This is a genomic window from Vibrio crassostreae, from assembly GCF_041439375.1.
GTDB lineage: Bacteria > Pseudomonadota > Gammaproteobacteria > Enterobacterales > Vibrionaceae > Vibrio > Vibrio crassostreae_D.
Map to the genome: position 1 here is coordinate 1 of NZ_JBGONY010000088.1, position 14,196 is coordinate 14,196.

Genomic DNA, 14,196 nt, shown 5'->3' on the forward strand with positions numbered 1-14,196 from the left:
TAAGAAATACGCGAAACGGGGTAGTTCTATCTTTAAATTTAATTACGCAACAAAGTCATAAATATGGTTTATATATCTATAATGGATTGTTATTTATTATTCGATTAATACAGCTTGTAAATAAAGGGTTACCAAATTTTTCATTTTTATACAGTATAGGACTATATTAGTGTGAATACCCTAATTTATGGTTGTCAAAAAGGACTTTGAATGTTGGTAATAAGGACGTATTTACCTGTAAATCAAGTTTTTAAACGAATTATTTCACGATGAAAAATAAATTATATAACAGTTACTTATAGGTGGTAAATCAAATCAAACTGCGATTAAATTCTGAATGCATAGCATATAATTGCGTATATATCTGTATGAGATGAACACGTAATATATGCGCTGAGTTTTTGCGGTAACTAATTTTGCTCCTAACCGCATTTATCTCTGCATGGATACATAAAAATAAAAATTATAATTATTGGAACTAGGTGGATCTAAGGTGTTTGTTTAATGAAAGTCTCGAATCGAAGTATTGATGTAAAGTATTTGCGTACATTCTCCCACGTAGCAAGACACCGCAGTTTTACAGCTGCTGCAGAAAGTCTCTATTTGACACAACCGGCTGTGTCACAGCATATCAAAAAAATAGAGAGTAAAATTGGCGCGACTATCTTTGATAGAAAGGGTGGCTTTGGGTTAACACGTCACGGGAAGGTTTTACTTGAATATGTAAATAAAACTATGTTTATGCAAGAGAAATTGTTTGAAGATCTAGAGGAAATAGATATATGCAAACAATACTCAATTGCTATATCTGATTCTTTCAATCCTGAGTTGGTAGCTCAAGTCATTAACACATTTAGAACATATAATGAGGTAGAGCTTGCTATTACTGGTTTTAGTAACATCGATGAAGTTAATAAGGACAACTATGACTTGATATTTGGAGTAGGGGAAGTACTGGATTCAGATGGAAAACTATTTTCACTAAATCGTGTAAAATATATTTTGGCATGTGATATTTCTATAGTGCCAGAAGAGTGCTTCCCTGAAAGAGTTGTATTTTGTAGCTCTTTGACTCGGCGTGAAGCCGAGGTGTTATTAAGTTCGGCTAGAGTTGATACGTTGAATGTGAAGAGTTGGCTTACAACTTCATCATCACGTCTAATGATTAATGAGTTACATGCCGCGAACACTTTTGTTATCTGCCCTAGTTGGGCGGTAGGGAAACAGGTTTTTAATCGAAGGTTATTGAAAAAAAACATTGAGATGTATGTCTGGTGTAATGAAGAGGCTGCGCAAAAAATAGAACTGGAGCGCTTGAAAACGCTGATTTCCAATATCTTTAATTGATAATACTAGTGGTGTTGCAACCTAGTAAGTTGAATCACCCTGTCGCTATATTAGCGACAGGGTAAAGAAAAACCAACCTGATAGTCCTAGGGGAATTGTATAGGGAATACCATTAGAAAAAGGGTCCTTATGAGTAATTAGAGAGGATACCCACATCAACAATATCTGAACGCCACCTAAAATCCCCGCTGTCGCTAAGGCAATAATTGAGTACTCAGGAGCAATACCTATAAATAGTGCTCCTATCAATTTTACATCTCCTCCCCCAATTATATTCACTATCCAAAGTATAAAAAACACACAAAAAATAGTGAATGAGGAAGCTATTTGCCATATGACATTATTGGAAAAAACTAAACTGATAACTCCCAATATGATAATGATGATGACAAACCTGTGTTTAACAGTTCTGAAACGAATGTCATTGTAAAAAACAACAAGGTTGCATATAGCTATTGCGATAGATAAAAATATTTTTAATTCTGTCATAATGCAAATAATATGACGGTGAGAGCCATTTATCAATTAAAAATCATATTAGTAATTAATGTAATCGATTGCATCTTATCGTATAAGTTAAAGTTATATTTCTATAAAAAATCTTAATTGGTTTGAATTAATTTGATAATGTAAGTTTCGTGTATTCATTCGAAGGATGAATATTTTAACCAATAGAGGTAAACATGCTTTTAAATATCAATTCCAAGATTCGCCAAATCCGTACTAAGTTTAAGTTAGATAAACGTGGTGTTACTGCAGTTGAATACGCAATTATTGCGGTTGCTATGTCTGCAATCTTATTAGGCATATTTCAAACGGGCACCTTAAAGGGAGCGATGGAGGGGGCGATGAATACTGTGTCATCAAGCCTAAGTGGTGGAGCGTCTAAGCCGGGTACTCAAGATCCTGCTCCTAAAGATCCTGCTACTAAGCCTAAAAGCTAAAACCCCTGACACTCCGTAAATTAATAATAATTTTAATCAATAGGAGGGAGGTGGCTCCCTCCTTTTAAGGTCGTCCTAATTATGAACAGACCGATACTGTTTCTATTTGTTGCAATTTCTCTATTTTTGGTCTTCTTTTTTGTTAGTGATAATTTATTTTCCCAGGAAGAAGACGTTGTTGTTGAAAAAGAAAAGATTAGAATGGTTGATGTTGCATTTTTGAATAACGATGTCACAAAAGCTTCTGTCGTTAAAAAACAACTGCTAGATATTCAAAGTCTTCCGGAAACAACCCTTAAAGCCAGAGGCTATACCCCATACTCTGATGTTAATATTCAAACTGGTGCGTTGTGGTCTACTGATGTTGAAGCCGGTCAGGTTTTGAATGCTGGCTATTTTTCAAACCCTGGTGATAAAGACTATATGTATTTGTCATTAAGTGAAAATGAAGTGCCTTATTATTACACGTCAAGCGGCAGTAGTATCGTTGAAGCCCTGCCAATTCAACCACAAGATCGAGTTAGTTTTGTTGCAACGACTTCATCGGAGTCCAATTTGCTCGAACATGGCTACTCGGATATCAATAACTTGACCAGTAATGTCATCATTGATGGCGCAAGAGTGTTGCAAGTTGTTAAATCTAATGATGAAGAGGATGAAGATAAAGAACACAGCCTCATCATTGCCTTAACAGTAAAACAAGTACTCAAATTAGAGATGGCTCAGAAGATTGGCGCGATAACTTTAGTGCCAGCTAAACTGGCACATAGATATCTATCAGTAAAAAGCAGCGATCTTATTGAGCATCGGTTTGGTGTTCGTCAGTTAAGGGGAAACTAGTTGTGACCACAAATAAAATTTTACCCGTTTCCGTCTTGTTATCCATATTCCTCGCTTTACCGAGTTATGCCAGTGAGTTGTTAAGTCTGGACCAGGGTGGTGCTAAAACAATCAATATCAAACGAAATATTGATACTGTATTTGTTGCTAACTCGCAAATTGCTGATTACAAAATTATTGCGAACGGTAAACTCGTTATATATGGCATAGGTCGAGGTGCCACTTCTATTATTGCCTACGATAGAGCTGGCAATGAGATTTATAATGCAGAAGTAGTTGTTAATAAGAGCCTTAGGCTTCTAAAGCAAACTTTAGTTGCTCGCTACCCTGATGAAAATATAAAGTTAACGAATATTGGCGAACAAGTTGTACTTGATGGTGTGGTCAGTAGTGAAGAAGTAAAAGCTAATGTTTATCGTCTTGTTGGTGAGATGATGAAAAAGAGTAAAAAACGACATACATTTGAGCTATCTGGTGCAAATGGCGAATCTGTCGATGCATTGGATTTTACTGCAACTTATGTCTTTCAAGACATCATTAATAATCTAAAAGTTCTGACGACAGAACAAATTAACGTGAAACTAACAGTAGCCGAGGTTTCGAGTTCCTTTTTGACCGAGCTAGGTGTTTCCTATGCTGAATCAAATGGAAAAGGTATTGGTTCTGCAGGTGCCTTTGTTAATAGCATTTTGGACTTTACAGCAGAAGACATAGTCGCAGTTATCTCAGCAAGTGGCAACGATAATATAGGTCAGATATTAGCTGAGCCAAATCTTTCAGTGATTTCGGGCGAATCCGCTAGTTTCTTGGTTGGTGGAGAAATACCAATTGCAGTACGTGATAATGACGGGGTGTCGATCACCTATAAAGAATACGGTGTAAAACTTTCCATGGTGGCAAAAGTGACGGATTCGGAAAACATCCGCTTATCGTTGCTACCAGAAGTTAGCTCTATTGATAAAACTAACGGCGTAAATTCTGGTTTGGTAAGTGTCCCTTCTTTAAGAACAAGAAAAGCGCAGACAACCGTTCAATTAAAAGATGGCCAAAGCTTCGTGTTAGCTGGCTTACTGACTTCTGAAGAACAAGAATCCTTGAGCAAAATTCCTTTGCTGGGAGATGTTCCTATTCTTGGTGCCTTGTTTAGCAAATCTAATACAGAACGTCGGAAAACTGAGTTGATTATTGTTGCAACCGTAAATCTCGTCGATCCTGTAAAAGAATCTGAAATTAAGTTACCTAAGTTTAAACGTACCAGTGACTTAGAGCGTTTACTTCGATTAGACCTATCTGATGTCGATGACGAGCAATTGGAATCAACAATCAATGCTGGAGGGTTTAACTAATGTGTGTGAACTTAAAAAATATCATTTATCTTACTTTATTTAGCTTGGCTCTTTCCGGTTGTAGCGTTGCTTATCCTGAAAACGAAACCGTAGTAAACACATTTGAAGAAAATTTTGAATTCACGGCTGTAAATAAACAAAAAGCTATGGAAAAGTCGTTAGAATTTGTGGATAAGATTAATCGTAAGCATCCTAAGTCAACTTACGTTATTGAATATAATACAGATGAAAGCTTATTTATAGACGAATTTGTTATAAAGATTAAACACTTGGGGATTCATAAACTACGGTTCAATTTAAATGCGATAAGCGAAGGGAAGGATATTAGTATTGTCGCAAAGTATCATGTTGTTGAGGGAGGGGATTGCGGTTCGATTTCTTTTGGGAATATCGATAACTATTCATTTGGTTGTTCATTAGAATATAACCGTCGATTAAGTTTAACAACCCCTGCATTAGGCAAAGAATAGTATGGACTTAGATAACCTATTTAAAACGTCGTCATCAAAGCTAGAGTCTAAAGTTAACAATGTCGATTTAGTCGTCTCTGATGATAGAGAACTCTTGAATGCAATTGATGAACTTTACGCTATTGAAGGGTTTGTAACACCTCTAAAAGTTGATGATATTGACGACGATAGTTGGCATGAAACGGATTCAGAAGTTAAAAATGTTATTTTGGATTTACGTGAAAGCCACGATGTGATTAGTGAGATTTCAGAGATATCCTCTCGTTTAGATGTGAGCATCACGTTAATTGTGTTGAGTTGTTTAGATTCTATAATAATGCGTGATAGGGTCTTGGCTCTTGGTGCGAATTATGTACTTTGGGATGAAGATCTCGATGCTTTGCTTGGTGCAATTAAGACCCCAACACTGGATAGTAGCACTACAGTCAATAAGAAAAAATCACGAGTAGCTAAGCGTGTACTTTTGCTTGGCAGTAAGGGGGGGATTGGCCTTTCAAGCATTAGTTCGTATTTATGCCATAGTTTAAGCCAGCAAGCTAGCTTGAAAACCTTGTTGGTAGAGCATGACACAACGGCATTGAACTCGGATATTTTCTTAGGCGTTAAAGGCCTTAAATCTAAGCTGAGTAGTATTGACCTTAACCAATCTGAGTTGGATGCGGCAATCGCGGCTACTTACGTCTATTCGGTTAAAGACAAGTTAGATTATTTGATGTTAGATAAAAGTCCAGCATGTCTTAATGATCATGCCGATTCATTGCATCGTATTTCCAATGAGTTAATTGACCAGTACAACTTTATTGTTGACTCAATCCCCCTTAATGCACTGGAAGAGTTGCCTTCTGAGGAACTTATACACAGATATCATAGAATTTATGTTGTATGTGAACCTTCAGTTGCTTCTCTTCGGGCTTATAACACAATTAAGAAAAAGCTTGGGAAGTCAGAGCATCAGATCATTTTTTCAATGACTCGCTCACAAAAAGATTACATGGTCTCTTTGCAGAGTGCCAAAGACAAGATTAAAGCCAAAAATACGATCGATATTGCATACGAAGCCAATTTAGAAAAACTGGTAATTCAACAAGGAATTCATAGTTTAACTAAAACAAAGCTTGCACCTGCAATTTCTCTTATGATTAATAGCCTGACGGGTAAAAAGGTGAAACCAGCATCTAGATTAAAGTGGTTTAATAAGAAATGAATCAGTTAAAAGAAGTCTATATTGAGATACGTGATGAAATATTCGACGCATTAGATGCGGCATCTTTGGTTGACGTGGATAGTGGTGAGTTGGAAGGGCAGCTAAAAGAATCTGTTAATATCTTAATCGAACGCAAGCAACTTCAAATTAGTAACTTGAAACGAATGGATTTAGTTAAGGCACTTTTAGATGAACTTAAAGGACTAGGACCACTTCAAGCTCTCGTTGATAATGATAATATTTCGGATATTATGATTAACGGACCCGCTGATATCTTTATTGAAATTAACGGTAAAGTTGAAAAGTCACTCATTCAGTTTATAAATGAAAAACAGCTCAACACAATAGCAAAACGAATCGCGTCCAATGTTGGACGACGTATCGATGAGTCTAAGCCTTTATGTGACGCTCGTTTAGAAGATGGTAGCCGTGTAAATATTGTTATTCCACCTTTGGCAATTGACGGAACGTCTATTTCAATACGGAAATTTAAAGAGCAAAAAATAAAGTTAGAGAACTTGGTTGAGTTTGGTGCTTTGTCGGTAGAGATGGCAAAATTGTTATCAATAGCGAGCCACTGTAAGTGTAATATTCTAATTTCTGGCGGCACTGGTTCTGGTAAAACGACATTACTTAACGCTTTGTCTGGGTTCATTGGTGGAGGCGAGCGCGTCATAACGATAGAAGATGCGGCCGAGCTCCAGTTGCAGCAAGAGCACATTGTTAGATTAGAAACCCGCCAAGCTAGTGTGGAAGGTACTGGAGAAATCACGGCTCGTGACTTAGTGATCAACGCGCTTCGTATGCGTCCTGATAGAATCATTGTCGGTGAGTGTCGTGGTGGTGAAGCATTTGAAATGCTCCAAGCGATGAACACCGGCCACGACGGTTCTATGTCTACACTTCACGCAAATACCCCAAGAGATGCCATTGCGCGTGTTGAAAGTATGGTGATGATGGCAACCGCAAGCTTACCCTTGGAAGCGATACGCAGAACAATAGTCAGTGCGGTTGATTTGATCGTTCAAGTCCGCCGTCTTCACGATGGTAGCCGCAAGATACTGTTTATTAGCGAAATCGTCGGTCTTGAAGGTGATAATGTCGTGATGGAAGATATCTTCCGTTATGAAAATACGGGCGGTATGATTGATGGAAAAATTGCTGGTGAATATAGAACTCCAGGGCTTTCTAAGCGCTCTGTGATCTATGAAAGGGCCAAGTTTTTTGGTTTGGATGGAGCATTACAGGAGTTGTTCTCATGATGGTGATGATGATACTTGCTTGGGTTGTGTTGGCTATAGGCCTTGCGATCGCTCACACAAAAAAACAGCGCCAAATTACAGCGATAATCGATGAATCCGGGACTTTTGAAGGGGTAAGTGGTTCTCGTACCGTGATTGACTCTGAAAGTTTCGATATCAGCTACAAGAAGAAACTAAGAGATAAGTATAAACAATTTAACAAGTTGTTAAACCCTAATGCAGGTTCTAAATTATTGCTGTTTATGTCAATCTCGTCTGTGGCTGTTTACTTCATCAACGACTGGTTTCTTCGCCTAGAATATTGGAAAGTGTGGTTGGGATTAATTCCGATTTTATTCATTATGTTTATCTTAAAATTAAGTGGACTAAGGGAGAAAAAATTTAAAGATAATTTCCCAGATGCTTTGAACATTCTTTCTGGTGCACTATCGTCTGGTCAAAGTATTGTTCACGCCTTTGAATATGTAGGAACTCAACTAGATAACGAAGTAGGCAAAGAGTTTAAAAAAATGTCTGAGCGCCTTTTGATAGGCGAGGACCCAGATGATGTACTTGCAAGAAGTGCATCTACATTTCCATATGTAGAATATTTTTTTTTCGCATCTACAATTAGAATTAATTTAAGTCGTGGTGGACAGTTAAAAAATGTTATCAACCGTATTAATCGGATTATGTTTGAAGCTCGTGCAATAGAGAAAAAGAAAAATGCGTTGACTTCTGAAGCTCGATCTTCCGCTAAAATCATCGCGGCGCTTCCTGTTGTTTTTATGTTTATATTAAAGTTAACTAGTCCTGAAAATTATCAATTTGTTATGTTTGAAGAGGGCGGGAAGCCGATTTTTTACTATGTTCTAATAAGTGAGATGATTGGTTTTGTCCTTATTTATATGATTTTAAGAAGTGTTAAATAATGGACATTACTCCGTTAAAGATAGTTTTTATTATTTTAGGTTTGATCGTATCTTTTATTGCGGCTTACTACATACTTAAATTTTTTGATACCACAAAAGCAAATATATCAACTAAAAGAATCATTGGTTCAACACAAGAAAAAGTTTCATTGAAAGAAAAGATATTAGTATTCGCCTCTCAACTAGCCTTTAACCGAGAAGAGGTTAAAGCAAATCTAGTAAGAGCGGGGATACATAACGATTTTTTCTCTCAGGTGTACTATTTATTAAAAATATTACCTGTGCTTTTTTGTATAGTAACCATCGGTTATATGTATTTTAATGGCAAAATAGATATGTTGTATTCATTTATGGCGGCGAGCATTTCATTGCTGGTTTTCGTGATAGCACCAGATATTTATATAGCATCGAGAGGTAAGTCAAACATAAGCCATATTAGCAGTCGCTTGCCCTTTCTATTAGATCTTATGAATGTTTGCGTCCATACGGGAATGACCCTAGAAGCAAGTTTAGAATATCTCTCAAATGAACTAAAAATGGTGGATGAAAATTTAGCATTTGTGGTGCAAAAAACGTCAGAGAGAGCAAAAATTGTCGGTCTTGATAAGGCATTATCAGAATTTTATGATTTGGTTCCAACAACAGAAGCTCAAAGTTTCGTAATGACGTTAACACAAAGTTTAAAATATGGGTCATCGGTTGGTACTGTCCTTGCGTCACTCGCTTCCGATATCCGAGAGATTAATATGTTAGAACTCGAAGAGAAAATTGGGAAAATGGGCGCGAAGATGTCAGTACCAATGATTGCATTTATTATGATACCGATAGTTATTCTTATTGCAGCTCCAGGAATTATGAGGATGTTAGGTTAGTGAAATATATATTGGCACAAGTATTAATCTTGTTACTGATTGTTGGTTGTTCATCTATTAATGATGAACTAGTGACTAAAGAAAGGTTATTGACTAAATCTGGACAATCAGAACAACTAATCGAATTTTACAAGACGAACTTGGTCGAAGTACCTAGTTATAAAGTAAAGCTTATTGAACTTTATCTAGATAAGAAAGATAAAAAGTCCGCCGAGCTCTATATCAGTACCTATAAAAAAGGTGATTTAGATGAACCTGAAGTGATATTTACTTTAGCGAAACTTGAATATTTAAAACTAAATTACGAAGCAAGTAAAAATTATCTTGAAGAATATCTAGATGAAGGTGGAAGTAAGGGGGAGTTCTTTTTGTTGAACGGTAAAATCCTTGCTCAACAAAAACAGTATGATTTGGCGGTAGACAGTTTTGAGACCAGCAAAAAAAATGGTGCCTCAGACCGTGAAGCAAATAATAATATCGCTGTTGTAAAAATGCTTCAGGGTGAGCATCAACAAGCTATGGAAATATTATACGGCTTATTTGCCTCAAACCCTAATGATGAAAAAGTACGTTCGAATCTGATGTTAGCTTCTACACGAGCAAATAGGCCAGATGTTGTGCTTGAGGTTCTTAAATACAGCAGTAATGAGCAAGAAGCGAGAGAAAAACTTGCTAAGTTAATGAAGTCAGTGAAGCCTATTGCTAAAAAGAAACCCGAGTCTAAGTCAAAATTAGTCAAGGTCGCAAGTAAACCTAAACGCAAGGAAGTTAATAAAGTGGAACCAAGCATTGTTGCCAAAAAAAATCAGCAACCTGTTGTTCAGCGCTCAGTGTTAAATATAAACAATCTAAAGCCAAAAACACCTTCAATTTATCGCATTCAAGTACTAGCCACTTACAAAGTTATTCCGAGTGAGTATTTAAATTATCTTAAAGGTAACTATGGCAAAGTGTATTCGTATACTCACGGTCTATGGAAACGTTATTGTATTGGTGAATTCGATAACATTAATGATGCGAAATCGTTTTTGCAAAATATGGATACAAAAGGAGCGTTTGTGGTCGATTATACCAAGAAAAGGTATTTAGAGCTTTGAAACGTAAACAAAGAGGCAGTTTAACTGTCGAAGTTGCACTTGGCTTACCTTTGTTAATTATGATGATGTTTACTTGGTTCGATCTTTCAGTTTTAACTTATTCGATGGGGGTAACGGATCACGCTTTAACTTCTGCTGTTATGAGGAGTAAAAAGCAAGGTAACTCGAGTAACTCTAAAACTGTGGATTATAACCAAGAAATAACAGATTCATTGAATGAAAGTGGCGGATCGCTCTGGAGTATAGTCGTCGAACGTTCGTCTATTGTGAGTCAAATCTATTATTTTAAGAATATGGCTGATTTTGTTAGCTGCAATAAAACCGGTAGGCCTATTGATGAATGTTCAAGTGTAAAAATAGGAAGCAATAATAATAATTCTATTGATATGCCACTTGCTATTTATCAACTGACATTTACGTATAAACCACTGTTTAATTTCGTATTACCTGAGATGAATATCCGAAGAGAGATCGTCGCGGTACAAGAATACGAGCGCTGTACATTTAAGGTTGGAAAAGGGGCTAGTTGTGGCAATTAGGAAAAAACAGCAGGGTGCTTTTATGGTCGAGCTAGCACTAGTTTTGGTTTTTTTTAGTTCATTATTGGCTATCCACATAAATTATACATTAGCAATTAATAAAAAAGGACAGTTAGATAGGGCTAACTATTCCTTATTGACAATTTTAAGTGAGCGACGCCAATTATATACCGGTGAACTTGATATGTGCGGTTTTGAAGGTAAGTATTGTGATAGTGAAATTACAAAATTTTATGATATCGCCAAAAGTTCTCTGAAAAGAATGATCCCCGATTTTGATGAGTCAAAATTAGGTATGCGTGTCGCCCAAATATCAATTGAAGAAGGGGAATCGAAGGTGACTCTCAATGAACAATTCAGAGGGAGAAGAGATGACTGCAATTTTCAGAACTTGCAAGGAATCACTTTTGAACATGCAAAAGAGCTATTACCTACAACAACTCGTAATCGGCGATTACCTCTATATCACTTGTCCCTCTGTTATGAAACCCCTTTTAATATAATTGGCGCGGTTAGAGGAGAGCCTATAAAAATTGTGACTAGCTCCTATTCTTTTGCGAGGATTTGACATGACAAAACTATCTCAGCAAAAAGGTGTGGCGGGTATTATTTTCATACTTTGCTTACCAGTGTTAATTATGACATTCGCTTTTGCGTCAGGTTATACTCAGCGACTACTTGCGCACTCAAAACTAGAGGAGGCAACCGAAATTGCCAGTTTAGCTTTGATCGCGAACCCCGGAGGTAATAACCAAGAAGATCAAGACTACGCAAAACTGTTGGTAGATTTATATGTCACCGACAATATTAACGATGTTGAAATTGATGTTACAACAGCACGATGCGAATACGCTGACGGCTGTGTACAAAGGAACAATGAGTTGTCACCATTTACAGATTTCACTGTAGCGGCTACGACGGAGCACAAATCATGGATAACTCATGATGAAATTGGAGTAGAACCTGAGTTTAAAGTCTCTGGTCGTTCTGTTACGCGTAAGTTTCTACCTCAACCTGTTGATATATATTTTATTCTTGATACGAGTCAATCAATGAGTAACCCATGGAGGGGAGAGAGGAATACAAATGGGACGATTAAAACACAGATGGATGTAGTTAAAGAGACGATTGTTAAAGTTGTAAAAGATTTAAAAGAGTTTAAAACGGGTGAAGATAATAAAAGTAAGATCGCTCTGGTTACTTATAGTGCATACAACACTAAATTTGATAAGAATTCTAATAAAGTACAGCTGTATGATTATACCCGAGGTTTTGATCATACTGTAGCATCGTTTAAAAATATTGTTGATAATATGTTTGTGCAAGATTGGCCGGAAGAAACTTCGAGGTGGGACTATATGTATAATTCCTCACAGGACCTCCCACTCACTGATAATTATGATACTTTTATCCGTGATGTCGAATCGGATAAATTGCAACCTGCAACAGGCGGCGGAACAATGTCTTGGCTCGGCTTAATTGCCGCAGCTAAAGAGGCAGATAAAATTAAGATGAAGGACCGAAACCCTGAACAAGTTTTTATTTTCTTATCTGATGGTTCAGATAATAAAGTAAACTATCCTAATGAATTATATCGAGAAAATACGAAAGCATATCGATCAAAACACAATGTTGATTGGACATATTATAAAGATAGCCCTCCAGTTCTTCAGTATCAACAGTACTTGAAAACATTAGTGACTAAATATAACCTCTGTGAACAATTACAAAAAAAAATTGGTCAAAGTAAAAATAAATTTCAAAGAGAAACTGCATCTCTTGAAGGTGAAAAAACTAAGGTAACAATGGGTGTTATCGGTGTTAACTATATTGTTAAGGAGGATGATGGTTTTGGCGATTGCGTGGGGCGTAAAAATATCTACCATGCAAAGAAAGGTAAAGATGTTTATAAATATATTCTGAACCTTATTAACGAAGAAACAGGAAGATTAAAAGATTAATATGAAAAAACTTATCCCGATTCTGCTTTTTATTTTATCCGGTAATGCTGTAGCTAATTGCGTTAATTATACTGAAGAATACACAATCTCGAAAACACTGATAGGGACAGATACAGTCGTCACTCAAGTTCCGGGAGTATTATCGGTAGAAGTAACTGAAGAAAAAAATATTGTTCAAGATAAAAAAATAATTAAAACTGATGCGATAAATGTCACGGATGCCTGCGCATTTGACCAAGAGTCGATGTCGCTTCTATTGAACTATCAGACAAATAAGCATTTGTTGACAGATAAGCACAAACAAGCGATTGCACAATACCTAGAGCTGGTTGACCAAGACAAGAAGATTGTTATTGAAGGGCATACTGATGACGTTGGTTCTAAAGTCTACAATAAGAAGCTTTCTCAGCGTCGAGCATCATCCGCAACAGTTTATTTGAGAAAGACACTTGGGTTGGGCAATCGTATTATTGAAAAAGCTTTTGGGGAAGCATCCCCGATCTGTAAGGTTGAAGAAAATGCTGCTTCTGGCTGTAATCGAAGAGTTATATTGACGATTCAATGATGTATGGTTTATTCGTTGTTACGGTCATATTAATTGTTATGTGTGCTGCGTTGTGTGGTATCTGAAAAAAGGCTTGATACAATGTATCAAGCCTTTTTGTGTTTTTATTACAACTAGTTATTTAATTATAAAAAAATATTAATTAATTTTTAGCATTTATTTTTATATCATAGGGAATTATTTATTATTGTGCTATAAACATGTGTAAACGAACATTATTGCTTTTAACGTTATTTATTTATTCCTTCAACGTCTATTCTAGTCAAGTGGTCAATATTAAAAATATAGGGGAGCAACTCGAGTGGATTACATCTAATTCTACTCTAGTTGAAGATAAAACCCAGTCTTTGCTAGGCGTGGACCTAAATGGAAATAAGATACGTGACGATATTGATGAGGTAATGAGCCAGTTAGTTATGAGTGATGCTGGTGAGGAATTCATTACTCGATATATTAATTATTCATTCAGTATTCTAGACTACGATTTTTCTGAAAATAGAGTTGAAAATATAATTTTTGCCAATTCAATCTATGATGAATACCGACATGTTCGCCATTGTTACAAGGAGTCAGGTGTTGATGGAAAAGACTTGTATGACACCATTAATATTATTAATAAGTTAATATTTAATACCGATGACAGAATCGTTGCTTATTTTAATTATGAGAAGTACATTAATATAATGAGTGCCAGTGATAAGGTAATTTATGATTGCTAGTGTTTCAGTACCAAAATATAACTTCTATTTAAAAGCATTCTTGATCAAAAAATTTAGGTGTTTTCTGGCTTTGTTTCCTAAATCAGGGAACTAATGCTTAAAGCTACGATCAGATCATC

16 protein-coding genes are annotated in these 14,196 nt (G+C 36.3%); 15 read left to right on the plus strand and 1 reads right to left on the minus strand.

The features are described from left to right. Positions 1-504: 504 nt before the first annotated feature. Positions 505-1,347: a LysR family transcriptional regulator gene (locus tag ACED45_RS22565; RefSeq protein WP_371715060.1), complete on the plus strand. Its 843-nt coding sequence runs from the start codon at positions 505-507 to the stop codon at positions 1,345-1,347. Positions 1,348-1,392: 45 nt separating this feature from the next. Here ACED45_RS22565 and ACED45_RS22570 read toward each other — a convergent pair whose 3' ends face one another. Continuing rightward, on the minus strand, positions 1,393-1,836 hold the full coding sequence (locus ACED45_RS22570) for an A24 family peptidase (protein ID WP_054543356.1): 444 nt from the start codon (positions 1,834-1,836) through the stop codon (positions 1,393-1,395). Positions 1,837-2,030: 194 nt separating this feature from the next. On the opposite strand from ACED45_RS22570, the gene ACED45_RS22575 reads away from it, so the two are divergent. The 14 genes from ACED45_RS22575 (at position 2,031) to ACED45_RS22640 (ending at position 14,077) form a co-directional block, all read left to right on the plus strand. Beyond that, a complete protein-coding gene (locus ACED45_RS22575; RefSeq protein WP_371715061.1) occupies positions 2,031-2,291 on the plus strand; it encodes a Flp family type IVb pilin in 261 nt (86 codons plus the stop codon). Between the two features lie 81 nt (positions 2,292-2,372). Continuing rightward, on the plus strand, positions 2,373-3,131 hold the full coding sequence (locus ACED45_RS22580; RefSeq protein ID WP_102503287.1) for a pilus assembly protein CpaB: 759 nt from the start codon (positions 2,373-2,375) through the stop codon (positions 3,129-3,131). A 17-nt stretch (positions 3,132-3,148) separates the two neighbouring features. Continuing rightward, positions 3,149-4,477 (plus strand): type II and III secretion system protein family protein, encoded by a 1,329-nt coding sequence (locus ACED45_RS22585; RefSeq protein ID WP_371715065.1) that lies wholly within the window; start codon positions 3,149-3,151, stop codon positions 4,475-4,477. Further along, on the plus strand, positions 4,477-4,947 hold the full coding sequence (locus ACED45_RS22590; protein WP_054543352.1) for a hypothetical protein: 471 nt from the start codon (positions 4,477-4,479) through the stop codon (positions 4,945-4,947). Before ACED45_RS22585 ends, ACED45_RS22590 begins: the two co-directional genes overlap by 1 nt. A gap of 1 nt (position 4,948) precedes the next feature. Next, complete coding sequence (locus ACED45_RS22595; RefSeq protein ID WP_102503286.1) at positions 4,949-6,151, plus strand: AAA family ATPase; 1,203 nt, start codon at positions 4,949-4,951, stop codon at positions 6,149-6,151. Continuing rightward, positions 6,148-7,413, plus strand: a complete 1,266-nt coding sequence (locus tag ACED45_RS22600) for a CpaF family protein (RefSeq protein ID WP_054543350.1) — start codon at positions 6,148-6,150, stop codon at positions 7,411-7,413. Before ACED45_RS22595 ends, ACED45_RS22600 begins: the two co-directional genes overlap by 4 nt. Beyond that, entirely contained in the window at positions 7,410-8,324 is a 915-nt protein-coding gene (locus ACED45_RS22605; protein WP_371715062.1) for a type II secretion system F family protein, read from the plus strand. Before ACED45_RS22600 ends, ACED45_RS22605 begins: the two co-directional genes overlap by 4 nt. Then, the gene (locus tag ACED45_RS22610; protein ID WP_102503284.1) at positions 8,324-9,196 is read left to right on the plus strand and encodes a type II secretion system F family protein; all 873 of its coding nucleotides are present in this window, start codon (positions 8,324-8,326) and stop codon (positions 9,194-9,196) included. The genes ACED45_RS22605 and ACED45_RS22610 overlap by 1 nt, the downstream gene beginning before the upstream one ends. Further along, positions 9,196-10,293, plus strand: coding sequence for a tetratricopeptide repeat protein (locus tag ACED45_RS22615; RefSeq protein ID WP_371715063.1), 1,098 nt, complete (start codon positions 9,196-9,198; stop codon positions 10,291-10,293). Before ACED45_RS22610 ends, ACED45_RS22615 begins: the two co-directional genes overlap by 1 nt. Beyond that, positions 10,290-10,832, plus strand: coding sequence for a TadE/TadG family type IV pilus assembly protein (locus tag ACED45_RS22620; RefSeq protein WP_054542840.1), 543 nt, complete (start codon positions 10,290-10,292; stop codon positions 10,830-10,832). The genes ACED45_RS22615 and ACED45_RS22620 overlap by 4 nt, the downstream gene beginning before the upstream one ends. Then, the gene (tadF, locus tag ACED45_RS22625) at positions 10,822-11,400 is read left to right on the plus strand and encodes a tight adherence pilus pseudopilin TadF (RefSeq protein WP_371715064.1); all 579 of its coding nucleotides are present in this window, start codon (positions 10,822-10,824) and stop codon (positions 11,398-11,400) included. The genes ACED45_RS22620 and tadF overlap by 11 nt, the downstream gene beginning before the upstream one ends. Position 11,401: 1 nt before the next feature. After that, positions 11,402-12,793 (plus strand): TadE/TadG family type IV pilus assembly protein, encoded by a 1,392-nt coding sequence (locus ACED45_RS22630; RefSeq protein WP_054542839.1) that lies wholly within the window; start codon positions 11,402-11,404, stop codon positions 12,791-12,793. A gap of 1 nt (position 12,794) precedes the next feature. Continuing rightward, positions 12,795-13,358, plus strand: coding sequence for an OmpA family protein (locus ACED45_RS22635; protein WP_054542838.1), 564 nt, complete (start codon positions 12,795-12,797; stop codon positions 13,356-13,358). Between the two features lie 200 nt (positions 13,359-13,558). Continuing rightward, a complete protein-coding gene (locus ACED45_RS22640; protein WP_054542837.1) occupies positions 13,559-14,077 on the plus strand; it encodes a hypothetical protein in 519 nt (172 codons plus the stop codon). Positions 14,078-14,196 lie beyond the last annotated feature (119 nt).

Bases quoted from the DNA above. Each gene is read 5' to 3' on its own strand.
- ACED45_RS22580 (WP_102503287.1), top strand. From the start codon at position 2,373: ATGAACAGACCGATACTGTTTCTATTTGTTGCAATTTCTCTATTTTTG.
- ACED45_RS22630 (WP_054542839.1), top strand. From the start codon at position 11,402: ATGACAAAACTATCTCAGCAAAAAGGTGTGGCGGGTATTATTTTCATA.
- ACED45_RS22640 (WP_054542837.1), top strand. From the start codon at position 13,559: ATGTGTAAACGAACATTATTGCTTTTAACGTTATTTATTTATTCCTTC.
- ACED45_RS22610 (WP_102503284.1), top strand. From the start codon at position 8,324: ATGGACATTACTCCGTTAAAGATAGTTTTTATTATTTTAGGTTTGATC.
- ACED45_RS22635 (WP_054542838.1), top strand. From the start codon at position 12,795: ATGAAAAAACTTATCCCGATTCTGCTTTTTATTTTATCCGGTAATGCT.
- ACED45_RS22565 (WP_371715060.1), top strand. From the start codon at position 505: ATGAAAGTCTCGAATCGAAGTATTGATGTAAAGTATTTGCGTACATTC.
- ACED45_RS22590 (WP_054543352.1), top strand. From the start codon at position 4,477: ATGTGTGTGAACTTAAAAAATATCATTTATCTTACTTTATTTAGCTTG.
- ACED45_RS22575 (WP_371715061.1), top strand. From the start codon at position 2,031: ATGCTTTTAAATATCAATTCCAAGATTCGCCAAATCCGTACTAAGTTT.
- ACED45_RS22595 (WP_102503286.1), top strand. From the start codon at position 4,949: ATGGACTTAGATAACCTATTTAAAACGTCGTCATCAAAGCTAGAGTCT.
- ACED45_RS22605 (WP_371715062.1), top strand. From the start codon at position 7,410: ATGATGGTGATGATGATACTTGCTTGGGTTGTGTTGGCTATAGGCCTT.
- ACED45_RS22570 (WP_054543356.1), bottom strand. From the start codon at position 1,836: ATGACAGAATTAAAAATATTTTTATCTATCGCAATAGCTATATGCAAC.
- ACED45_RS22600 (WP_054543350.1), top strand. From the start codon at position 6,148: ATGAATCAGTTAAAAGAAGTCTATATTGAGATACGTGATGAAATATTC.